Annotated in this window: 19 protein-coding genes; 10 read left to right on the top strand and 9 right to left on the bottom strand. The window is 63.2% G+C overall.

The annotated features are described in order from the left end of the window. Positions 1–63: 63 nt before the first annotated feature. Both aceB and GH665_RS07920 read right to left on the bottom strand, forming a co-directional pair. Positions 64–1,674, bottom strand: coding sequence for a malate synthase A (gene aceB, locus GH665_RS07915; RefSeq protein ID WP_153135386.1), 1,611 nt, complete (start codon positions 1,672–1,674; stop codon positions 64–66). An 83-nt stretch (positions 1,675–1,757) separates the two neighbouring features. After that, positions 1,758–2,606, bottom strand: a complete 849-nt coding sequence (locus GH665_RS07920) for a (S)-2-haloacid dehalogenase (RefSeq protein WP_153135387.1) — start codon at positions 2,604–2,606, stop codon at positions 1,758–1,760. Between the two features lie 173 nt (positions 2,607–2,779). Between GH665_RS07920 and GH665_RS07925 the strand changes: the two genes are divergently transcribed. Together GH665_RS07925 and GH665_RS07930 are read left to right on the top strand one after the other, a co-directional pair. Further along, complete coding sequence (locus GH665_RS07925; RefSeq protein ID WP_153135388.1) at positions 2,780–3,682, top strand: LysR family transcriptional regulator; 903 nt, start codon at positions 2,780–2,782, stop codon at positions 3,680–3,682. Between the two features lie 200 nt (positions 3,683–3,882). After that, the gene (locus tag GH665_RS07930) at positions 3,883–4,317 is read left to right on the top strand and encodes a universal stress protein (RefSeq protein ID WP_153135389.1); all 435 of its coding nucleotides are present in this window, start codon (positions 3,883–3,885) and stop codon (positions 4,315–4,317) included. A gap of 262 nt (positions 4,318–4,579) precedes the next feature. Here the strand turns inward: GH665_RS07930 and aceA are convergent, their stop codons facing one another. The 3 genes from aceA to GH665_RS07945 all read right to left on the bottom strand — a co-directional run bounded on the left by aceA (position 4,580) and on the right by GH665_RS07945 (position 8,711). Then, positions 4,580–5,884 (bottom strand): isocitrate lyase, encoded by a 1,305-nt coding sequence (gene aceA / locus GH665_RS07935; RefSeq protein WP_153135390.1) that lies wholly within the window; start codon positions 5,882–5,884, stop codon positions 4,580–4,582. Between the two features lie 452 nt (positions 5,885–6,336). Beyond that, complete coding sequence (locus GH665_RS07940) at positions 6,337–7,962, bottom strand: DEAD/DEAH box helicase (RefSeq protein ID WP_153135391.1); 1,626 nt, start codon at positions 7,960–7,962, stop codon at positions 6,337–6,339. Between the two features lie 479 nt (positions 7,963–8,441). After that, positions 8,442–8,711: an acyl-CoA-binding protein gene (locus GH665_RS07945; protein WP_030102951.1), complete on the bottom strand. Its 270-nt coding sequence runs from the start codon at positions 8,709–8,711 to the stop codon at positions 8,442–8,444. Positions 8,712–8,873: 162 nt separating this feature from the next. Here GH665_RS07945 and tsaB point away from each other — a divergent pair, with 162 nt between their 5' ends. The 4 genes from tsaB to GH665_RS07965 are packed head-to-tail and all read left to right on the top strand — an operon-like array spanning position 8,874 to position 12,301. Further along, the gene (tsaB, locus tag GH665_RS07950) at positions 8,874–9,683 is read left to right on the top strand and encodes a tRNA (adenosine(37)-N6)-threonylcarbamoyltransferase complex dimerization subunit type 1 TsaB (protein WP_153135392.1); all 810 of its coding nucleotides are present in this window, start codon (positions 8,874–8,876) and stop codon (positions 9,681–9,683) included. Continuing rightward, positions 9,680–10,174 carry a ribosomal protein S18-alanine N-acetyltransferase gene (gene rimI, locus GH665_RS07955; protein WP_153135393.1) on the top strand — a complete coding sequence of 165 codons (495 nt, stop codon included), beginning with the start codon at positions 9,680–9,682 and terminating at the stop codon, positions 10,172–10,174. Before tsaB ends, rimI begins: the two co-directional genes overlap by 4 nt. Then, complete coding sequence (locus GH665_RS07960) at positions 10,161–11,243, top strand: uracil-DNA glycosylase (protein WP_153135394.1); 1,083 nt, start codon at positions 10,161–10,163, stop codon at positions 11,241–11,243. The genes rimI and GH665_RS07960 overlap by 14 nt, the downstream gene beginning before the upstream one ends. Continuing rightward, entirely contained in the window at positions 11,240–12,301 is a 1,062-nt protein-coding gene (locus tag GH665_RS07965; protein ID WP_153135395.1) for a DUF1853 family protein, read from the top strand. The genes GH665_RS07960 and GH665_RS07965 overlap by 4 nt, the downstream gene beginning before the upstream one ends. A gap of 97 nt (positions 12,302–12,398) precedes the next feature. On the opposite strand, the gene thiD is transcribed toward GH665_RS07965, so the two are convergent. Continuing rightward, positions 12,399–13,205: a bifunctional hydroxymethylpyrimidine kinase/phosphomethylpyrimidine kinase gene (thiD, locus tag GH665_RS07970; RefSeq protein WP_153135396.1), complete on the bottom strand. Its 807-nt coding sequence runs from the start codon at positions 13,203–13,205 to the stop codon at positions 12,399–12,401. Positions 13,206–13,260: 55 nt separating this feature from the next. After that, complete coding sequence (gene lplT / locus GH665_RS07975; protein WP_153135397.1) at positions 13,261–14,568, bottom strand: lysophospholipid transporter LplT; 1,308 nt, start codon at positions 14,566–14,568, stop codon at positions 13,261–13,263. A 218-nt stretch (positions 14,569–14,786) separates the two neighbouring features. Here lplT and alr point away from each other — a divergent pair, with 218 nt between their 5' ends. From alr to GH665_RS07990, 3 genes are all read left to right on the top strand, one after another. Continuing rightward, positions 14,787–15,857 (top strand): alanine racemase, encoded by a 1,071-nt coding sequence (gene alr / locus GH665_RS07980; RefSeq protein WP_153135398.1) that lies wholly within the window; start codon positions 14,787–14,789, stop codon positions 15,855–15,857. Positions 15,858–15,906: 49 nt separating this feature from the next. Further along, on the top strand, positions 15,907–17,283 hold the full coding sequence (radA, locus tag GH665_RS07985) for a DNA repair protein RadA (RefSeq protein ID WP_153135399.1): 1,377 nt from the start codon (positions 15,907–15,909) through the stop codon (positions 17,281–17,283). Between the two features lie 145 nt (positions 17,284–17,428). Further along, a complete protein-coding gene (locus GH665_RS07990) occupies positions 17,429–17,707 on the top strand; it encodes a DUF2866 domain-containing protein (RefSeq protein WP_153135400.1) in 279 nt (92 codons plus the stop codon). 28 nt (positions 17,708–17,735) lie between these two features. Here the strand turns inward: GH665_RS07990 and GH665_RS07995 are convergent, their stop codons facing one another. Together GH665_RS07995 and GH665_RS08000 are read right to left on the bottom strand one after the other, a co-directional pair. After that, the gene (locus GH665_RS07995) at positions 17,736–18,818 is read right to left on the bottom strand and encodes a CaiB/BaiF CoA transferase family protein (RefSeq protein WP_153138301.1); all 1,083 of its coding nucleotides are present in this window, start codon (positions 18,816–18,818) and stop codon (positions 17,736–17,738) included. A gap of 148 nt (positions 18,819–18,966) precedes the next feature. Beyond that, positions 18,967–20,901, bottom strand: a complete 1,935-nt coding sequence (locus GH665_RS08000; protein ID WP_153135401.1) for an ATP-binding cassette domain-containing protein — start codon at positions 20,899–20,901, stop codon at positions 18,967–18,969. Between the two features lie 134 nt (positions 20,902–21,035). Here GH665_RS08000 and GH665_RS08005 point away from each other — a divergent pair, with 134 nt between their 5' ends. Beyond that, positions 21,036–21,515, top strand: a complete 480-nt coding sequence (locus tag GH665_RS08005; RefSeq protein ID WP_153135402.1) for a glutathione peroxidase — start codon at positions 21,036–21,038, stop codon at positions 21,513–21,515. The last annotated feature ends 30 nt before the right edge of the window (positions 21,516–21,545 follow it).

Raw genomic sequence — 21,545 nt, forward strand, 5'->3', positions numbered from 1 at the left:
GGCTGGTGAAAGCGGGCCTGGTACGACGTCGTTATTGCTGATGCCTGAGGCGGCCTGGATGCCTCAGATTTCTTCGTACAGCGGCAGCGTCAGAAAGTCGGTGAATTGTTCCGACGTCGACATTTCGTCGAAGATTTGCGCTGCGCGATCGTACGGCTTCGTATCGCCGCCGACGGCCTGCTTCACCTTGTCGAGCTCTTCTGCCGACAAGGCACGCACCAGTTCCGCCGTGACCTTGCGGCCGTCTTCGAGCTTGCCCTTCGGCGAGCGAATCCATTGCCACACTTGCGAGCGCGAGATTTCCGCGGTGGCGGCGTCTTCCATCAGGTTGTGAATCGGCACGCAGCCATTGCCCGCGAGCCACGAACCCAGGTAGTGAATGCCGACGTTGATGTTGTTGCGCAGACCACCTTCGGTGATCGGCGTTTCCGGGCGGAAGTCCGTCAGGTCGGACGCTGTGACGAGCACGTCGTCGCGTTGCTTGCCGATCTGGTTCGGCTTGTCGCCGAGCACCTTGACGAATTCTTCCATCGCGATCGGCACGAGACCCGGGTGCGCCACCCAGCCGCCGTCGTAACCGTCGCCGGCATCGCGTGCCTTGTCCGAGCGCACACCGCCCATGGCCTTGTCGTTTGCTGCCGGATCGTTCTTGATCGGAATCAGCGCGCTCATACCGCCGATTGCCGGGGCGTTGCGACGATGGCAGGTCTTCAGCAGCAGCAGCGCGTAGGCACGCATGAACGGTGAAGTCATGGTGATCTGCGAGCGGTCGGCGAGGCAGAAATCGCGGTCGCTCTTGAACTTCTTGATTGCCGAGAAGATGTAGTCCCAACGGCCGGCGTTCAGACCCGAGCTATGCTCGCGCAACTCGTACAGGATTTCGTCCATTTCGAACGCGGCAACAATCGTTTCGATCAGCACGGTCGCGCGAATCGTGCCGCGCGGCACGCCCACGGCTTCCTGTGCGGCGAGGAAGATGTCGTTCCACAGGCGCGCTTCGAGGTGGCTTTCCATCTTCGGCAGATAGAAGTAGGGCGCCGTGCCGCGCGCGACCTGTTCCTTCGCGTTGTGAACCATGAAGAGCGCGAAATCGAAGATGCCGCCGCAGACGCGCTTGCCGTCCACCGTCACATGCTTTTCGTCCAGGTGCCAGCCGCGCGGACGCACGATCAGCGTGGCGATCTTGTCGTTCAGCGTGTACGACTTGCCATTCTGTTCAAGCGAAATCGTGCGGCGCACCGCGTCCTTCAGATTGATATGGCCGGTAATCTGGTTATCCCAGCTCGGCGCATTCGAATCTTCGAAGTCGGTCATGTACGAATCCGCGCCCGAATTCAGCGCGTTGATGATCATCTTGCGTTCGACCGGACCGGTAATTTCCACGCGGCGGCATTGCAGATCTTGCGGCAGCGGTGCGATCTTCCAGTCGCCTTCACGCACGTTCTTCGTTTCGGCGAGGAAGTCCGGACGCTCACCGGCGTCGAGCCGTTTGGTGCGCTCGACGCGCGCCTGCAGGAGTTGCTGCCGGCGTGGTTCAAACGTGCGATGCAGCGCGGCGACAAGCTCAAGCGCTTCGCGGGTGAGGATTGCTTCATAGCCCGGCTTGATCTCAGCCGTGATTTCCATGCCCTGCGGCAACTGCAGTGAGGACTGCGATGACAGCGGATTCGCCATGGTTTCTCCTTGGTCGGTCAGATTGCAAAGGTGCAAATGTTGAGATGCGCTTGAATTGCGTCGTGGAATCCAGGCAGTAGCCGTCATGCGCCAGGGCTGTGGCGCGTACGGCTGCCGCCGGGATTGCCGGTGCCGCTATTGCGGTTGGGCGACGCGAGAGACTGCAAAAAAGCGAGCAGATCGTTCATGCCTCCGCCCGCGCCGTGCGGCGTAACGCCCAGTTCTTCGGCTGGTGCGTTTTGCCGGTTAAGCCAGAAAGTGGTGAAGCCGAACCAGCTCGCGCCAGCCACGTCCCAGCCGTTCGACGACACAAAGACGATCTCGCGCGGCTCGGCGCCGAAGGCTTGTGTGCCGAGCGAGTAGGCCGCGGGCGAGGGTTTGTACGCGCGTACGGTATCGACGGACAGAACATGGTCGAACAGGCGTGTCATGCCGGCGCTCTTCACGGCAATGTCGAGCATTTGCGGATTGCCGTTCGAGAGGATCGCGAGACCGGGCGTTGCCGTTGCCCCCAGCCCGGTTTTGCCGCCCGCAGGCGCAGGCGTGGAGGCGGACAATGACGACGGTGCGTCGCGCAACTGGCGCAGCGCGGGGACGGCATCGGGAAAAGCGGACAGGCACGCGTATTCGTCCATCAGACGCTTTTCCGCCGCGCGGCCCAGCGTGAGGTGCAGTTTCTTGGCGGCGAAGCGCAAGGCGTCGAGCGTGATGTCCCAGAACGGCCGGTAGTGCAGGCCCGGTGCACCGGCCGGATCGGCGAGCGTGCGCAACTGCGTGTATTCGATCTGTTTCTGGCGCCACAACTGCGAAAGCGCGTCGCCCTGGCCCGGGAACATCTGCTCCGCGGCAGCGATCACCGAGTGCACGTCGAAAAGCGTGCCGTAGGCGTCGAAAATCACTGCTTTGGGGAAAGGTGTCGTTGTGGCCGACATTGCCGTGCACTCCATTAGAGGTCAGGACGGATTGTATTAGTGATGCTATGCGCTAAAAAAGAGGCTAAATATCACTTGATCTTTTACTTTCATGCACCTAATCTGACGCGCACCGACCACTTTCCCGCGCAGCTCCAGACGACTTCCTTTGGGGCGTTGCGGCTTCGCTGCCCATGGACCGTTTCAAGCAGATCGAAACTTTCGTTACCGTCGCGGCCAAGGGCAGCCTGTCTGCTGCGGCGCTCGCCGAAGGCGTCGCGCCCGCCATCATTGGCCGCCGTATCGATGCGCTGGAAGAACGCCTCGGCGTCAAACTGCTGGTACGCACTACCCGAAAGATCACGCTGACCTTCGAAGGCTCGGCGTTTCTCGAGGATTGCCAGCGCGTCATTCACGACATGCAGAACGCCGAAGCCAGCGTGTCGGCGGGGGGCGTGAAGGCGAGCGGCCATTTGCGGTTGTCGGCGCCAGCCGGGTTTGGACGCAGACATGTTGCGCCGTTGGTCCCTGCCTTCACCGTCGCCCATCCGGATGTGTCGATTACGCTCGACCTGTCCGACCGGCTGGTTGATCTCGTCAACGAGGGGTTCGACTGCGCCGTGCGTTTGGGGGAGTTGCCGGATTCGTCTCTGGTGTCGCTCAAGCTTGGCGAGAACCGCCGCGTGTGTGTGGCTTCGCCGTCGTATCTGAGCCGGCGCGGCTCGCCGCACACATTGGCCGATCTCGCGCACCACAACTGCCTGGCGCTTGGTGCGAGTGCCAATCAGCAACGTGGCTGGATGTTTCAGCAGGGCGACAAGGTCGTGTCGATCAAGGTGTCCGGCACGATGGAATGCTCGGATGGCGCCGTGCTGCACGAGTGGTGCCTTGAGGGTTACGGGCTCGCATGGCGTTCCTGGTGGGAGGTCGGCACGGATATCGCGGCCGGGCGCCTCGTCAGCGTGCTCGACGAGTTCGCCGCGCCGCCGATCGGTATCCATGCGGTGTTTCCGCAACGCCGGCATTTGCCGCTGCGGGTGCGTCTGTTTCTGGACTTTCTCAAGCATACGTACGGCCATCCTGATTACTGGAACTGACGCCGACCGGGATGCCGCATAGGTGCAACGTTGCGCTATTGCCCCCGCACTATCCGTGCAGCGGGTTTCCGATATGCGGACAGACCCGCACGACGGCCTTGAGCTCATTTCTGCGACCTACAATCGATTGGAGCGGCTTCTATACCGAGCCTCGTGGGACGCTGACGCCGCGCTGCGCGAAGCCGGCGACGGAGGGCATCATGTTCAGGCACATCCTGGTTCCGACCGATGGTTCAGACCTGTCGCGCAAAGCGATAGACGGCGCCATCGATCTCGCGCAGGCGGTGGGCGCTCGCGTTACCGCCTACGCCTGTCTGCCGCAATATCCGTACTCGCCGTTCTCCGACGTGGTGATCGAGCCGCCGGTCGAGTTTTTGCAGCGCAGCGAACGTGAAGCACGGGTGCATCTGCGGGAAGTGGAACTGGCCGCGTGCCGTGTCGGTGTCGCGTTCGACAGCCACACCAGCGTGCATCCGGCGCCGTATCTCGGCATCATCGAAGCCGCGGAGCAGGGTGGCTGCGATGTGATTTTCATGGCTTCGCATGGGCGGCGCGGTCTCGGCAGTCTGCTGATTGGCAGCGAGACGCAACGGGTCCTGACGCATACGAAGATTCCAGTGATCGTGTACCGCTAAGCGGCCTGCGCACGATTCGCATCGCTGACAGGCACGGCGTAAAAAAACGCGCCGGCGATGAGGCCGGCGCGTCCTGTGTTCGCCGCACAATGCATTGCGCTGGCTTTGTCTCCACTGCCGCCATCACTTCCAGATTTCAACCATCAGGACAGACGGCGTACTCCAGCCCTGATGGCGCCTTCAGTCCTCCCTGAGGGCGGCCCTCTAGCGGGGCCGCTTTGTCGTCTGCCTTGCCGTTTCCGCGATCAGACCGCTGGATGCCTTAAGCAACCTTCTTGTCGAAGAACTGTTCGTCTTCCGTCGAACCGTGCAGCGCGGTCGTCGATGCATCGCGCTCGACCGTTTGCGTCACGGCGTCGAAGTAGCCGGTACCGACTTCGCGCTGATGCTTGACCGCGGTGAAACCCTTTTCAGCCGCAGCGAATTCAGCCTGCTGCATTTCGACGAAGGCGGTCATCTGGTTGCGGGCATAGCCGTGCGCCAGGTTGAACATCGAGTAGTTCAGCGCGTGGAAGCCGGCCAGCGTGATGAACTGGAACTTGTAGCCCATCGCGCCGAGTTCGCGCTGGAACTTGGCGATGGTTGCGTCGTCCAGGTTCTTCTTCCAGTTGAACGACGGCGAGCAGTTGTACGACAGCAGTTGATCCGGGAATTCCTTGTGGATCGCGTCGGCGAATTTCTTCGCGAACTCGAGGTCCGGCTTGCCGGTTTCGCACCAGATCATGTCGGCGTACGGCGCGTAGGCGAGGCCACGTGAGATTGCCTGTTCCAGACCCGGCTTCGTGCGATAGAAACCTTCTACCGTGCGTTCGCCCGTCAGGAACGGCTTGTCGTTGTCATCCACGTCCGACGTGATCAGGTCGGCGGCTTCCGCGTCGGTGCGAGCCAGCAGCACGGTCGGCGTGCCGGAGACGTCGGCGGCCAGACGCGCGGCGGTCAGCTTGGCGATGTTTTCGCGGGTCGGCACCAGCACCTTGCCGCCCATGTGGCCGCACTTCTTCACCGAAGCCAACTGGTCTTCGAAGTGCACGCCTGCAGCGCCTGCTTCGATCATCGCCTTCATCAGTTCGAACGCGTTCAGCACGCCGCCGAAGCCGGCTTCCGCGTCGGCCACGATCGGGGCGAAGTAGTCGATATAGCCTTCGTCGCCCGGATTCTTGCCTTCCGACCACTGGATCTGGTCAGCGCGCGTCAGCGTGTTGTTGATGCGCTTCACGACGAGCGGCACCGAGTTCGCCGGATACAGCGACTGGTCCGGGTACATTTCACCGGCCACGTTCGCATCGCCCGCCACTTGCCAGCCCGACAGGTAGATGGCCTTGAGGCCGGCCTTGACCTGTTGCATCGCCTGGTTGCCGGTCAGCGCGCCGAGCGAGTTCACGAACGGCTCGTTATTGACGCTTTCCCACAGCTTTTCCGCGCCGCGCTTGGCGAGCGTGTGTTCCACTTGCACCGAGCCGCGCAGACGGATCACGTCTTCGGCCGTGTACGTACGCTTCACGCCTTTCCAGCGCGGATCGGTTTCCCATTGCTGTTGAAGTTGTTTGGCTTGTTGTTCGCGCGACATGGTGTGCTCCTTGGTTGCCTGTAATGGATGGGGTGACTCTCTGTCTTCGTCGAAGCGCTTGGCCGCTTGAGGCGTTTCGTTTCGTGAAGTCTTATATAAGAGTCTAGGCAAATCGATTGTCGCGCAATAGCAGGCAGGGAGCGTTTTTTGAATATTTATTTTTATTTAAAATCAATCGCTTGAGAACGACATTCCGCATTAAGAAACGTCTTTTTCCATCTTGCAATAGGGCGTCTTGTGCCGTGCAGCACGATTTTTTACGACGCAAAAAAATTTTCCACATCGTGAAATATTGGCGGTCGCCGAAGTACGGACGAAAAAAAACCGGTGCCTGAGCACCGGTTTCTTCTGACCGACGGACGGCATGGAGGCCATCCGGGTCATTTCAGGCCGCCTTACGCACTGAATGAGCTGCGTGAATGCGCTTGCCTGATGATTACTGGGTCGCTTGTTTAGCTACCGCGACGCGCCGTACGCGGACCGTCGCTGCGGCGTGCGCCGTAGCCGCCGTCACGCGAACCGCCGCCGAAGCCGCCTTCACGTGAACCGCCGCCAGCCGACTTGCCGGCCCAGCCACCACCATTGCCGCTACCGCTGCGCGAACCGCCGCCGTTACCAGCCGGCTTGCCGGCGCCGCTGCCGCTACCGAAGCGACGGCCACCGCCATTGCCACCGCCCGGACGGCCACGGCCGCCAAAGCCAGGACGGCCACCGCCCGACGGAGCCGACTTGCGCGGCTCGAAGCCTGCGACGACGTTGACCGGCAGCGGGGTGCGCACGAAACGCTCGATGCGCTTGAGCGCGCCTTGTTCCGCGTGGTGCACGAGGCTCACTGCGATACCCGAGCGGCCAGCACGGCCGGTACGGCCGATACGGTGCACGTAGTCTTCAGCGAACTTCGGCAGGTCGTAGTTGAACACGTGCGTGATGCCCGGGATGTCGATACCACGAGCCGCGACGTCCGTTGCCACCAGCACGCGCACACGACGCTCGCGCAATGCCTTGATGGTGCGGTTACGCGCGCCTTGCGGCAGATCGCCGTGCAAAGCAGCCGATTCGAAACCGGCGTCGGCCAGACGGCCAGCCAGTTGGTCAGCGTCCATCTTGGTTGCCGTGAAGACGATAGCCTGGTCGAGGCCTTCGTCACGCAGCAGATGGTCGAGCAGACGATCCTTGTGATCGCGGTCGTCAACATAGTGGACGGTTTGCGCGATGTTGGTGCGTTGTTCGAGGCGTTGAACGATCTCGATACGTTCCGGATCCTTCAGCAGGCGGCCGGTCAGCGAACCGATCTTGCCGTCGAGCGTGGCCGAGAACAACATGGTTTGACGCGAAGCCGGCGTAGCCGCCACGATCGTTTCGATGTCTTCGATGAAGCCCATGTCGAGCATGCGGTCAGCTTCGTCGAGCACGAGGATCTGCAGTTGCGACAGATCGATGCGGCCGCGTTCCAGGTGGTCGATCAGACGGCCCGGCGTGGCAACCAGAATTTCCGGGTTCTTTGCCAGCAGCATCAGCTGTTGGCCGTAAGCGACGCCGCCCAGAATGCTGACGGTGCGCAGACGCTTGAGGTGCTTGCCGTACGTGGCAGCGGCGGTGGTGACCTGCATCGCGAGTTCGCGGGTCGGCGTCAGAACCAGCATGGTCGGACGGGCAACCGGTTGCGGGCGGCGCGTGCGGGCGCCGTCAGCCGGACGCGGTTCACGCGGTTGGCTGGCTTGCGCCTTTTGCAGTTGCGAGAAACGTTCGATCGCGGGCAGCATGAATGCGGCGGTCTTGCCCGAACCGGTCGGGCTCGAGACCAGCAGATCGCGGCCGGCGATGCCAGCGGGGATCGCGCGTTGCTGAACCGGAGTCGGGGTTTGATAGCCAGCGGCGGTCAGCGCGGAGACGACGTCCGGGGACAGACCGAGCGACGCGAACGACGGGCCGGCGGGCGCGGCGGCTTCTGCGGCGACAGCTTCCGGAGCGGCAGCGACGGCTGCGGCTTCTGCGGGTGCAACATTGCTGTCAACGAGACCGAGGGCTTGATCGGCGATGGCGTTCAACGGGCTGCTGGGGGTATTGCTCGAAGTCATGAGAATCCTTGGTAAATCCTTGGTACACACGGAATTAAAACGTCGGCGCCAATCGGCATACCCAAGTCGTCGGATTCAGCGAGCAAAGAAGCAGCGAGCAAATCGAAAAACGGGGGCAGCTCGCGACAATAAAGGCGAGCTTTTCGTTAGAAGCTGTATCGGATGCGACATGCCAACACGGCGAGCCGCCAGCCTGGGACATGATCGCCCGTAGGGGGCTAGGCAGGAGGGGACAGGTTCTAAACTGGATTGGAGCTAAACGCTACGAGGCGCTGCGCCGCAAGGGCCGCTAGAGGAAAGCCGGGCAAAGCAGTGAAGCGCAGGCAGTATTGTATAGAGTTTTGTTGCACTGCGCCACCGTTAAGATATTTCCTGGCGGAAAACTTTGCCTTCGCGGTTTAGCCGGCTGCGCTGGGACAGGCTTTGGGCTTTCCTCACCGCCGAGCCTGCCGGCCGCTGTTTTCCGCCGCAGGGCCGGCTCAGGCCGACGCGCCGCTTTTCAGCGATTCGACGAGGTCGACGTATTGCTGCTTCGCGGCGTCTTGAGCGGTGCCTTTGAGCGCGGCCCACGCATCGTACTTGTATTTGCCGACGATATCGGTGAAACCAGGTTTGTCGCCGTGGACGTCGCCGTCGGTAGCCTGTTTGAAGAGGGCGTAGAGGCGCAAAAGGGTGAGGTTGCCGGGACGCTCGGGCAGCTGCTTTGCGTCTTCCTGGGCCTGGACGAATTGCGCGTTGATGTCTGTCATGGTGATTTTGCCCGGCTGGCGGGGTTGGTTTTGGCTGGGCCGATGATCATAACAACTGCATGCTGCCGCGGGGCCGAGGGCTTATTCCAAACATTCGGCGCCGCCTCGCGCGGCAAATCCAAAACCGCATCCGCATGCGCCGTGCCGATTACAATACGGTCCATGACTCAAACTGTGCTTCTTGCCCTCGATACCTCGACCGAATTCTGCTCGGTAGCGCTCCTGTCCGCCGTTGGCGACGCCGCAAGCCAGGCGGCCGACCCAGGCCGCGCCGAACCGCGAATCTGGGTGCGCCACGAGCAAACCGGCGCAGTTTCCAGCACGCGCCTGCTGCCCGCTATCCGCGAACTTTTCGACGAAGCCGGTCTGAAACTGGCAGAGTGCAACGCCATTGCCTTCGGCTCCGGCCCGGGATCGTTCACCGGTCTTCGTACCGCGACGGGCGTCGCTCAAGGCCTCGCATTCGGCCTGAATCTGCCGGTCGTGCCGATCAGCACGCTGCTGGCCTGCGCGGAGAGCGCCCGGCGGCGCGACCCGTCGGCGACCCGCGTGCTCTCTGCGCTCGATGCCCGGATGGACGAGATCTACTGGGCCGACTACGCATGGGATACCGAGCTCGGCGAATGGCGCACTTTGCAGCCGGCATCGCTGGACGCGCCGGAACGGCTCGTTTTGCCCGACGTCCCCTTCACACTGGCAGGCAATGCGGCGGCTTTCGGTGCGCGGCTGCCCGCGGTTGCCGCGGCGCGAACTGTCGATAGCGAAGCGCTGCCGCACGCGGTGCCGCTTGCGCACGCGGCATTGCGCGCACTTCGCGCCGGCCGCACCGTGCCCGCCGATCAGGCCGCACCGGAATACATTCGCGACAAGGTTGCCCAGACCACGGCGGAGCGCGTGGCCGAGAAAGCCGCCAAGGCTGAGCAGGCCGCCAGCCTGGCGCACGACGCGCATCAAGGCGAGGGCCGGCAATGAGTGGCGTGTTGCTGGCGGACCGTTATATGTCGCCGATGACCGAAGCCGATCTGGACGAGGTCGCGGCCATCGAAAAGATTGCCTACGAATTCCCCTGGAGCCGCGGTAATTTCGGCGATTCGCTGCGCAACGGTTATTTCGGCATCTGTCTGCGTCACGTAACTGGCACGCTGATCGGTTATTGCGTGCTGATGCCGGTGGTCGACGAAATGCACCTGCTCAATTTGTGTGTGGCGCCTGCCGCGCAAGGCGCCGGTGCCGGGCTTGCGCTGCTGCGCGAAGCGGTGCGCATCACCCGCGCGGAAAAACTGGAAGGCCTGCTGCTCGAAGTTCGGCCGTCGAATCATCGGGCGATCCGGCTTTACGAGCGCTTCGGCTTTGCGTCGATTGGCCGGCGCAAAAATTATTATCCGGCGCGGCATCGCAGCCGGGAGGACGCCATCGTGATGCGTTTCTCGTTTGCCACGGAGGGCGCAGATGGCGCTGCATGAATCGGTACTGGAAGAGTTCGGACTCGCGCCGCTGTGGGTGCGTCGCGGTATGTCGGCGGCGCACGAGCCCGTGGCTGAAGTCAGCCTCGAGCAGGGCGCCGGCGCGTTAGCGAATCAGGCGGCACGGCTCGACGAGCCGCGTGTGGCGGCGCGTGAAGCGTCGCCGGCTGCACCTGAGCCGGAGCGCCGGCAAGCAGTGCCCGTGGCTGGCGCATCGCGGCCTGCGACGCTTGTGAGCGAAGCGCCCCAAAGCGATGCCGGGCCGGCGCAGGAACAGATTCAGGAACAGGTGCAACGGCGGATGCAGGCGCCCGCCGAAGCACGTCAGCCGACAAAACAACCGCCGCAACCATCGCAGCCGTCGCGAGCACCGGAGCCGCCGGCGTTCGACGCTCCACCCGACGACGATTTCGCATGGTTCGACGATCAGCCGGCCCACGCGTCCGTTAAAGCGCGTCACGAGACCCCGGAGCCCGCCGCGGTTCAGACGCTCGACTGGGACGCGCTGAGCGAGCGGGTCGCCAACTGCGAGCTCTGCCGGTTGTGCGAGAAACGCACGAATACGGTATTCGGCGTCGGCGATCGCAATGCCGACTGGATGCTGATCGGCGAAGCGCCCGGCGAGAACGAAGACCGTCTGGGCGAGCCGTTCGTCGGCCAGGCCGGCAAGCTGCTCGACAATATGTTGCGTTCGCTGCTGCTCGCGCGCGACAGCAATGTCTACATCGCCAACGTGATCAAGTGCCGCCCGCCGGGCAACCGCAATCCCGAACAGGATGAAGTCGCGCGTTGCGAGCCTTATCTGCAACGCCAGGTCGCGCTGGTCAAGCCGAAGCTGATCGTCGCGCTTGGCCGCTTCGCCGCGCAAAGTCTGCTCAGGACCGAGGCGAGCATTTCGTCGCTACGCGGCCGCGTGCACGAATATGAAGGGGTGCCGGTAATTGTCACCTACCACCCGGCATATCTTCTGCGCAGCCTGCCCGACAAGGCGAAGGCCTGGGCGGACCTGTGCCTCGCGCGCGACACGTGGCTCGCGGCGGGCGGCGTGCCGTCCAGCGCGGCAAAGTGACGGACGCGAGCGGGCCGGCTGCGCGTGTTGCTAACGCGCCGAGCCCATCCGCGGCGATTCTCGGGACCTTGCTCGACACCTTGCGCGAACCGGCCGTGCGCGATCTCGCCTGGCTGCTGCTAAGCGCCGATTTGTTGCGCGCGCAACCACCGGTCGGCGCACTCGCCAATCCTTTCGGCTCGTCGCAGGAAGCGGCGGCGACCGTCGACTGGTTACGCGCGCTGGATGCCGAGCCGTCCGATTTGCAGCATGAGCTCGCCGCCACGCGTATCACCCGTCTTGGCCGCTACGCCGAGCGACTACTTGGATGGTTTCTGCAACATGGGCCGGCGGCGCGTCTGGTCGCTGCCGGCGTGCCGTTGCGGCGCTTGGGCGTGACGCTGGGTGAATGCGATTTTCTTGTGCAGACGCGGCACGGTGCGCGCCTGCATTGGGAGTTGGCGGTGAAGTGCTATCTGCATGCCGGCGAGCGTGGCTCGCAGTCGCCAGCGCGATTAGCCGATTACGTCGGTCCAAATCTGAAGGACCGCTTCGATCTAAAGCTCGCGCATGTGCTGAATCATCAACTGCCGTTGAGCGCGCGTGAAGAGTTTGCCTCGGTCGGCTATGCAGGGCCGTGGACGCCGCAGATGTTTATCAAGGGCTGGCTGTTCTATCGGGCGGGCGAAACACCAGCCGATCCTGCCGAACTCGATCCGTCGCACGGACGAGGCTGGTGGGTCACACGCAGCGACTGGCTGGACTTTGCCGCGGCGCATGCGCAGGTATGGCGCGTGTTGCCCAGGTTGGAATGGCTTGCGCCGCGGCGTCATGAGCAGGGTGAGGCGCAGGCCCTCACATTCGCCTTCGTCGATCGGCAGACGCTTACAGAGCAAACTTCATCTCAGCATGGGCCGACGATGGTCGCGGCGTTCGCTGCCGATAGCACCGGCAAGCTGACCGAACTTTCGCGTGGTTTTATCGTGCCGGACACGTGGCCCGAGTTGGCGCAGGCCTATGCGCGGCAGCCGCAAGAGTTACGAGGGTCTCAAGAGTCACCAGCGCCGCGGGAGCAATAGGGCGGATACAAGCGGACAGCCACAAGCAATAGCGGCATGGAGCCGGCTATACATCGCAACGGCCAGTACCGCCGCGAGGCCGAAGCGCTTTCGCCTCTCACCACCACCGATAAAAATGATGCACCGGCCCGACGCCGCTGCCCACGTCGAGCTGATCGCTCGCTTGCAATGCGCCGGTCAGGTACAGCTTGGCATCGGCGACCGCGCTCGCCAGATCGGCGCGCTGCGGGATCAGCGCCGCAATCGCCGACGATAGCGTGCAGCCGGTCCCGTGCGTATTCTTCACCGGCACGCGCGGGCCACCCAGGCGTAGCGCGCCGCTATCCTGAACGAGCCAGTCGGGACTGTCCGCCGCGCTCAGATGGCCGCCTTTCATCAGCACCGCCCGCGCGCCAAGCGCGCGCAGCGCTTCACCCTGTTCGACCATGCCGGCTTCATCGGTGGCCGCCGGCACACCTAGCAAGGCTGCGGCTTCCGGCAGATTGGGCGTCAGCAGGTCGGCCAGCGGCAACAACTCGTCGCGCACGGCCGCGACCGCATCCGGCAGCAGCAGCGCGTGATTGCTCTTCGAAATCATCACCGTGTCGAGTACGACGTGCTTCGGCTTGTGCCGCCGCAGCGCGTCGGCGACCGCGCGCGCGATCTGCGCATTCGCCAGCATGCCGATTTTCACGGCGTCGATACGGATGTCGTCGAACACCGCGTCGAGTTGCGCGGTCACGAAGGCGGCGTCCGGCGCATGAATTGCCGTGACGCCACGCGTGTTCTGTGCGGTGAGCGCGGTGATCACGCTCGCGCCGTACGCGCCGAGCGCCGAGAAAGCCTTCAGATCGGCCTGAATGCCGGCGCCGCCGCCGGAATCGGAGCCGGCGATCGTCAGCACATTGGGAATAGATTGAGTCATGGTAAAGCGCGGAAAGGAGAGAGGCGCGGGCAGTCAGCGGGCTGCCCGGCGCGGGTCAATGCTTGGCTTCGCCGATCAGCGCGACCGAGTCGAACGCGCGCTGATTCGCCTGGTGGCGCCGCATTACCAGCCACATCATCAGGCAGACGAAGGTGCCGAATAGCACGATGACCGCCGTGACCGGCACGTCGAGCCAGACCAGTACGGCGTACAGGCACAGCATCACGAGCACCGAGAGATTTTCGTTGAAGTTTTGCACGGCGATCGAGTGACCCGCCGACAGCAGCACGTGGCCGCGATGCTGCAGCAGCGCATTCATCGGTACGACGAAAAAGCCCGACAGGCCGCCGACGATCATCAGGAAAATATACGCCACGATCAGATAGCCCGGCACGTGCACGCGGCCAAAATACAGACCCCAATGTGCGGGGAACAGATGGCGCGTGTAGAAGGCCATCAGCATCACGGCGATGCCCATCATGATGCCGACCGGCAAGACCGTTAGCGATTTCTTCAGCGGGACGCGCGAGGCCGCGAAAATTGCGCCGGCCGCCACGCCCACCGCCACGACCGCCTGCAGAATCGCGGCTTCTGAAAGCGACATGTTCAACTGCACCTCGGCCCACTTCAGCACGATGAATTGCAGCGTCGCGCCGGCGCCCCAGAAAAGCGTGGTGACGGCAAGCGAGATCTGGCCGAGCTTGTCGCGCCACAGCACCAGAAAGCAGTCGGCGAAATCGGTGACCAGCTTGATCGGCCCGCGTTCCTGTTTCGGATAGCGCGCGCCGGTGTCGGGAATGCGCAGATTGAACAGCGCCGCGATCACGTAGATTGCCATGATCACCAGCATCGCCGCTTCGGCGGGCGTGTTCACGGTGGGAATGTGGTGCCGGAGGATCGGCGCGGCAATGTGCGGACTGATGAGCGCGCCGCCGAGCACGGTGCCGAGAATAATCGAGCCGACCGTGGTGCCTTCGATCCAGCCGTTCGCCGCGACCAGCCGATCAGGCGGCAGCAGCTCGGTAAGAATGCCGTATTTGGCGGGCGAGTAGGCCGCCGCGCCGAAACCCACGATGCCATAGGCGAGCAACGGGTGTGCGCCGACCAGCATCGTGATGCAACCGACTACTTTGATGGTATTGGTAATGAACATCACGTGCCCTTTCGGGCGGGAGTCCGCAAAGGCGCCCACGAAGGCGGCCAGAACGACGTACGACAGCACAAAGAACAACTTGAGCAGCGGCGTCATCCAGTTTGGGGCGTGAAGATCTTTCAGCAGTGCGATAGCGGCGATCAGAAGCGCATTGTCGGCCAGCGACGAAAAAAATTGCGCGGCCATGATGGTGTAAAAACCTTTTTTCATCTGATGCGATGCTGTCCTCGCTGCGGTCTGTCCGCCCCGGCCGCATGCTAGGCGTCCGGGCTTATACCGTTCGAAATGGGTTGTGCGCACGGCTTTATATCACGAAAATAGCTGGATTCGGACTAGCAAAATCCTTGATCGCACCGCCCAGCGGGCTGCCGAGCGTTGAAAACGCCCTGTAAGCTCCTGATTCGCAAGCGTCTTTACGAAAATTACCTATGCCGCGCCCGCTCTCAGCCACGATTCATACCTCCGCACTAGCCAATAATCTCGCCGTCGCCCGGCGCTATGCGCCGAAATCCAAAATCTGGGCCGTGGTCAAGGCGAATGCCTATGGACATGGCCTTGCGCGCGCTTTTCCGGGTCTGCGTGCAACCGACGGCTTTGGATTGCTGGACCTCGAAGAAGCCGTGAAGTTGCGTGAATTGGGGTGGGCCGGGCCAATTCTGCTGCTCGAAGGTTTCTTTCGTCCGACCGATATCGATGTAATCGACCGCTACAGCCTCACCACGGCGCTGCATTCGGACGAACAGCTGCGCATGCTCGAAATGGCGCGCCTGTCCAAGCCCGTCAATATCCAGTTGAAGATGAACACCGGCATGAACCGGCTCGGTTACACGGTGGAAAAATTCCGCTCGGCGTGGGAGCGGGCGCGGGCCTGCCAGGGCGTCGGCCAGATCACGTTGATGACCCATTTCTCGGATGCCGACGGCGATCGCGGCATTGCCCATCAGATGGAAGCGTTCGAGCGCGGTGCGCAAGGCATTGCGGGTGCGCGCAGTCTGTCGAATTCGGCGGCGACGCTGTGGCATCCGGACGCGCACTTCGACTGGGTGCGACCGGGCATCATGCTGTACGGCGCATCGCCCTCGGGCGTCACGTCCGCGATCGCCGGCACCGGTTTGCAACCCGCCATGACGCTCGCCTCCGAACTGATCGCCGTGCAGACGCTCGCCGAAGGCAATACGGTCGGCTACGGGTCGGCGTTCAAGGCACGCGCGCCGATGCGCATTGGCGTGGTGGCCTGCGGCTACGCGGACGGTTATCCGCGGGTTGCGCCGGAAGGCACGCCGGTGATCGTCGACGGTGTGCGTACGCGGATCGTCGGACGGGTGTCGATGGACATGCTGACCGTCGACCTCACACCGATCCCGACGGCCAACATCGGCTCGCGTGTCGAGTTGTGGGGCAACGCACTGCCGATCGACGACGTCGCGCAGGTATGCGGCACGATCGGCTACGAGCTGATGTGCGCGGTCGCGCCGCGCGTCCCGGTGCGTGCGGAGTAAGGCACGGCAAGCGTATCAATCCAAAGAACAGCAACACAGGCAAGGGCGCGTGGCTAAACAGAAGACGTTGTACATATGCAGTGAATGTGGCGGTCAATCGCCGAAGTGGGCCGGGCAGTGCCCGTCATGCAATGCGTGGAACACGCTGGTGGAATCGGTCGCGGAAGCGCCGTCTACTCATCGTTTCCAGTCGCTCGCGAAGAGCGCGCCGGTGCGGCGTCTCGCCGATATCGAAGCGTCCGACGTGCCGCGCTTTTCGACCGGCGTCAGCGAGTTCGATCGTGTGCTCGGCGGCGGTCTCGTGCCGGGCGGCGTGGTGCTGATTGGCGGTGACCCGGGTATTGGCAAATCGACGCTGCTGCTGCAGTCGCTCGCGGAAATTGCCGCGGATAAACGCGCGCTTTATATCAGCGGCGAAGAATCGGCCGCGCAGATTGCGTTGCGCGCGCAACGGCTTTCGTTGCTCGAACCCGGCTCGAAGGCCAGCGAGCTGCAACTGCTGGCGGAAATCCAGCTCGAGAAAATCCAGGCGACCATCGCCGAGCAGCGGCCTGACGTCGCGGTGATCGACTCGATTCAAACCGTTTATTCCGACGCACTGACCTCCGCCCCCGGTTCGGTTGCGCAGGTGCGCGAGTGCGCGGCGCAATTGACGCGCATCGCCAAACAGTCGGGCACCACCATCATCATGGTCGGCCACGTCACCAAGGAAGGGGCGCTCGCCGGGCCGCGCGTGCTCGAGCACATCGTCGATACGGTGTTGTATTTCGAGGGCGACACGCATTCGTCGTACCGGCTGGTGCGGGCGATCAAGAACCGTTTCGGCGCGGTCAACGAACTCGGCGTGTTCGCGATGACCGAGCGTGGTTTGCGTGGCGTTGCCAATCCGTCGGCGTTGTTTCTCTCACAGCACGAGCAATCCGTGCCGGGGTCCTGCGTGCTGGTGACGCAGGAAGGCACGCGGCCGCTGCTGGTCGAAGTGCAGGCGCTGGTCGATGCGGCCAACGCGCCGAACCCGCGGCGCCTGGCGGTGGGGCTGGAACAGAATCGCCTCGCGATGCTGCTGGCGGTGCTGCATCGGCATGCCGGCATCGCCTGTTTCGACCAGGACGTGTTCCTGAACGCGGTGGGCGGCGTGAAGATCACCGAGCCCGCAGCGGACCTGGCCGTATTGCTCGCAATCCATTCTTCCATGCGCAACAAACCGCTGCCCAAGGGGCTGGTGGTGTTCGGCGAAGTGGGCCTCGCCGGCGAAATCCGCCCGTCGCCGCGCGGTCAGGATCGTCTTAAGGAAGCGGCCAAGCTGGGCTTTTCAGTCGCGGTCATTCCGAAGGCCAACGCGCCCAAGCAGCCCATTGAAGGCTTACAGGTTGTTGCTGTCGAACGGATCGAACAGGCTATCGACCGGGTCCGCACACTTGAATAGACGGGGGTTTCAGCGCCTGCGGGCGCTGTTGCAAACGTAATGGGCGGTAAATATCTCCATATTGTCTGTAACCTGCCCGACATTCCTTTTTTCTAAGCTGCGAAGGTGTTGCATCCGTTCTGATGCCGAAAAAAGGGATTGCGCCTTGAAACAGTCATATGAAACCGTGGCCGAGCGGCCGATGCAGGTGCGCGGCTGCCGCGTCTCCGAGCCCATTCGCCAGCCTTGGGGCGGCGCTTGCCGGATTGTCGAGTGGATCGACACGACCGGGCAGATTTCGCGCCGGGTCGTGGCCGAAGATGTCACCGCTGCCGAAGTGCGCGCCACGATCAACCGTCACGTGGAAGGCCGCAAGCATTTCCTGTACGACGACGAAAAATCGCCGCGCCAGGTTTTGCCACGGCAACCGGTGGTGCGGCGCTGAGGCGCTGAGATTTTGGGGGCGATTTGGCCTACGATCGTGCGCGGGTCGCCCCAGTGTCGTTGCCGTCTTTATCGTCGCTGTCTTTGCCATCGCTCATAGCCGCATACGCCTGAGGATTGAATAGCGGGTGCTGCGCAGCTTCCGCCGGCGTTAGCACTGGCGAGACGCAGCAGTCCAGCGACTCCAGCAGCAGTACCCATTCCTCCAGCGGGCGCTTGCCGATCAGGTCGGCCAACTCCTGCGTCAACGCGCTGGCGTCCGGGCCGCCGATTGCCTGGCCGAGGCTCCAGTGACGCGTTGCCCATTCGGGCCGGTCCAGCGCCATGCACAGCGTTTCCCAGAACTTCAATTCGAGCGCGCCGACCGCGAGCCAGCGATTGTCGAGCGTCCGATACAGGTTGTAGCAGGGCACGCCGCCGTTCAGCAGACTGGCGCCGGCAACCGGGGCGGCGCCCTCGTTGGCGAGCACTACCTGCGCGACGACGTTGTGGGCGTACGTGACGTGCGTCATCGATACATCGACGAAGCGGCCAGGCCCGCCGCGCGATACATGCCATAACGCGGCGAGAATCTGCGTTACCGCGCTTAATGCGCCGCCGAGCAGGTCGGCAATCTGGAAGTTCGGCAGAATCGGCACGCCGTCGCGGCTTGCCAGTTGATCGAGCACGCCCGCGTAGCCGATATAGTTCAGATCGTGACCGGGATGGTCGACAAACGGACCGCTCGCGCCATAACCGGTGATCGCGCAGTAGACCAGCCGTGGATTGAGCGCGCGCAGCGTTTCGTAGCCGATGCCGAGACGCTCCATTACGCCGGGCCGGAAGCTCTCGATCAGCACATCGGCTTCGGCTGCGAGCGCGCGCAGCACGTTGCGTCCGGCTTCCGATTTGAGGTCGAGGCGCGTTTCGCGCTTGCCGCGATTCACCAGCCGGTAAAACGCGCCAGGGCGGCCTGCCACCCGGTCGCTCGACGACTGCATCATCGTGCGGGTGGGGTCGCCTGCGCCGGGCGCTTCGATCTTCAGCACGTCGGCGCCGAGTTCCGCAAGCCGCAAGGCGGCGACAGGGCCGGGCAGCAGGCGCGTCAGGTCGAGCACGCGCAGGCCTTGCAGCGGCGCAGGTGCTGCCGCTGTTACTGAGGCCGCAGCCGACGGCCCGGCTGAAGATCCCGGCAAAGACCCAGATGAAGACGCAGACGGGCTCACGGGTGACAAGGGCTACCTCCGATCGATGCCGGCGCGGTCCAGCAACAGCCTGCCGCTAGCCGATTTGTTCGAGTTCCTCGTGAGTCTCGAGCCATTCGGCTTCGAGCGCTTCGAGGCGCGCGTTCACATCTGCCTGACGGCGGATCGCTTCCGTCAGTTTGTTCTTCTGCTCCGGCTCGTAACTGGCCGGATCGACGACGAACGCATCAAGCGTCGCCTTTTCCGCGTTGAGCGCGTCCATTTCCTTTTCGATCTTCGTGATGCGGCTTTGCAGCGGCTTTTTCAGGTGCGCGAGCTTCTGGCGCGTTTCCGCTTCGAGGCGGCGTTGTTCCTTGCGATTGACGCCGCTGTCCGCACCTTCCGCGGCGTTCGACGCCGTGCCTGCTTTCAGCGCCGCGCGTTGTTCCGCGGCGTGCTGGAGCAGCCAGTCGCGGTAGTCGTCGAGGTCGCCGTCGAATTCCTGCAGGCGGTGCCTGGCGACCAGCATGAACACGTCGGTGGTGGCGCGCAGCAGATGCCGGTCGTGCGACACCAGAATCAGCGTGCCCTCGAATTGCGCGAGCGCCATGGTCAGCGCGTGACGCGTTTCGAGATCCAGGTGGTTGGTCGGCTCGTCGAGCAACAGCAGATTCGGCTTCTGCCAGATGATCAGCGCAAGCGCCAGACGGGCCTTTTCGCCGCCCGAGAAGGGCGCGATTTTCGCGGTCGCCATCTCACCGGAAAAGTTGAAACTGCCGAGGAAATCGCGCAATTCCTGTTCGCGCGTATCCGGGGCGAGGCGCGCCAGATGCTGCAGCGGTGTGTCGTCCGGACGCAGGGTTTCGAGCTGATGCTGCGCGAAGTAGCCGATACGCAATCCCTTGCCTTCGCGCACATGGCCGCCGAGCGCTTCGAGCGTGCCGGCGAGCGTTTTGATCAGCGTGGATTTGCCCTGACCGTTTGCGCCCAGCAGGCCGATGCGCTGCCCGTTCTGGATCGACAGCATCACATGGTCGACGATCGGGATTTCACCGTCTTCACCCCGATAGCCGCAGCGCACGTCTTCCATCACCATCATCGGATTCGGTGCGGAATCGGGCGTGCGGAATTCGAACGTGAACGGCGAGGACGCATGCGCCGGCGCGATCAGTTCCATTTTTTCGAGCGCTTTCACGCGGCTCTGCGCCTGACGTGCCTTGGTGGCCTGCGCCTTGAAACGGTTGATGTAGCTCTGCAAATGCTCGACCGTGCGCTGCTGCTTCTCATACGCGCTTTGCTGCAACGCGATTTGTTGCGCGCGCAGGATTTCGAACTGCGAATAGTTGCCGCCGTAGCGCTTGATCTGCTGATGCTCCAGATGCAGCGTCACATTGCAGACCGAATCGAGAAATTCGCGGTCGTGCGAGATGACGATCAGCGTGCCCGGATAGCGGTGCAGCCAGTCCTCGAGCCAGACGATCGCGTCGAGATCCAGGTGGTTGGTCGGTTCGTCGAGCAGCAGCAGGTCGGAGCGGCACATCAACGCCTGCGCCAGATTCAGCCGCATGCGCCAGCCGCCCGAGAAACTGCTGACCGGCTCGCGCGTCTGTTCAAGCGTAAAGCCGAGCCCGAGCAGCAAGGCTTCGGCGCGGGCGGGCGCGGTATAGCCGTCGGCGTCGGCGAACGCGGCGTGTGCTTCGCCTTCGGCTGCGCCGTCATGCGCGGCCGAGGCTTCGGCGATGCGCGCTTCGATGGTGCGCAAAACGGCGTCGCCGTCGAGCGTGTAGGCGAGGGCGGTCTTGTCCGCGGCGGGTGTTTCCTGCGCGACGTGGGCGATCTGCCAGGTCGGCGGGATCGAAAAGTCGCCGCCGTCCGCATGCAGTTCACCAAGCAGCACGGCAAACAGCGTCGACTTGCCCGCGCCATTCGCACCCACCAGGCCGGCCTTCTCGCCGGGGTTGAGGGTGAACGTGGTGTTTTCAAAGAGCGGCTTGGTGCCGCGCGCGAGGTTGAACTGGTTAAAGCGGATCACGAAGAGGCCGGCTGAAGAAAACCGCTATTTTAGACTGCCGGGGCTGACACCGGGCGCCCGGCCGGGATCGGCCATTCGGCCGACTGTACCGGCGCGGCTTTTGGCATAGACTGACGGCTTTCACGGGGGAGCACATGACATCGATTTATTCGTTTTCTGCACAATCGCTCGGCGGCGAGGAAGTGAGTCTTGAACGCTTTCAAGGCAAGGTTCTGCTGATCGTCAACACGGCGAGCGAATGTGGCTTCACGCCGCAGTACGCGGGTCTGCAAAAGCTTTACGACACCTATGCGGCGCGCGGCCTTGCGGTGCTGGGTTTTCCGTGCAATCAGTTCGGCAAGCAGGAACCGGGTGACGCTACGCAGATCGGCAGTTTCTGCGAAAAGAATTATGGCGTGACCTTCCCGATGTTCGACAAGATCGACGTGAACGGCGCCAATGCACATCCGCTGTTCCGCTATCTGACGGGCGAGGCGCCGGGTCTGCTGGGGCTCGAAGCGATCAAATGGAATTTCACCAAGTTCCTGATCGGCCGCGACGGCAATGTGGTGAAGCGCTATGCGCCGCTGACCAAGCCTGAGGCGATTGTCGAGGACATCGAAAAGCTGCTGTAACGCGTGGTGGAGCAGGCATTTCGGCACGGG

Origin of the sequence: Paraburkholderia agricolaris, from assembly GCF_009455635.1 — a bacterium.
GTDB lineage: Bacteria > Pseudomonadota > Gammaproteobacteria > Burkholderiales > Burkholderiaceae > Paraburkholderia > Paraburkholderia agricolaris.

Coding starts and splice junctions, on each gene's coding strand:
- aceB (WP_153135386.1), bottom strand. CDS start 1,674: ATGGCGAATCCGCTGTCATCGCAGTCCTCACTGCAGTTGCCGCAGGGC.
- GH665_RS07920 (WP_153135387.1), bottom strand. CDS start 2,606: ATGTCGGCCACAACGACACCTTTCCCCAAAGCAGTGATTTTCGACGCC.
- GH665_RS07925 (WP_153135388.1), top strand. CDS start 2,780: ATGGACCGTTTCAAGCAGATCGAAACTTTCGTTACCGTCGCGGCCAAG.
- GH665_RS07930 (WP_153135389.1), top strand. CDS start 3,883: ATGTTCAGGCACATCCTGGTTCCGACCGATGGTTCAGACCTGTCGCGC.
- aceA (WP_153135390.1), bottom strand. CDS start 5,884: ATGTCGCGCGAACAACAAGCCAAACAACTTCAACAGCAATGGGAAACC.
- GH665_RS07940 (WP_153135391.1), bottom strand. CDS start 7,962: ATGACTTCGAGCAATACCCCCAGCAGCCCGTTGAACGCCATCGCCGAT.
- GH665_RS07945 (WP_030102951.1), bottom strand. CDS start 8,711: ATGACAGACATCAACGCGCAATTCGTCCAGGCCCAGGAAGACGCAAAG.
- tsaB (WP_153135392.1), top strand. CDS start 8,874: ATGACTCAAACTGTGCTTCTTGCCCTCGATACCTCGACCGAATTCTGC.
- rimI (WP_153135393.1), top strand. CDS start 9,680: ATGAGTGGCGTGTTGCTGGCGGACCGTTATATGTCGCCGATGACCGAA.
- GH665_RS07960 (WP_153135394.1), top strand. CDS start 10,161: ATGGCGCTGCATGAATCGGTACTGGAAGAGTTCGGACTCGCGCCGCTG.
- thiD (WP_153135396.1), bottom strand. CDS start 13,205: ATGACTCAATCTATTCCCAATGTGCTGACGATCGCCGGCTCCGATTCC.
- lplT (WP_153135397.1), bottom strand. CDS start 14,568: ATGAAAAAAGGTTTTTACACCATCATGGCCGCGCAATTTTTTTCGTCG.
- alr (WP_153135398.1), top strand. CDS start 14,787: ATGCCGCGCCCGCTCTCAGCCACGATTCATACCTCCGCACTAGCCAAT.
- GH665_RS08005 (WP_153135402.1), top strand. CDS start 21,036: ATGACATCGATTTATTCGTTTTCTGCACAATCGCTCGGCGGCGAGGAA.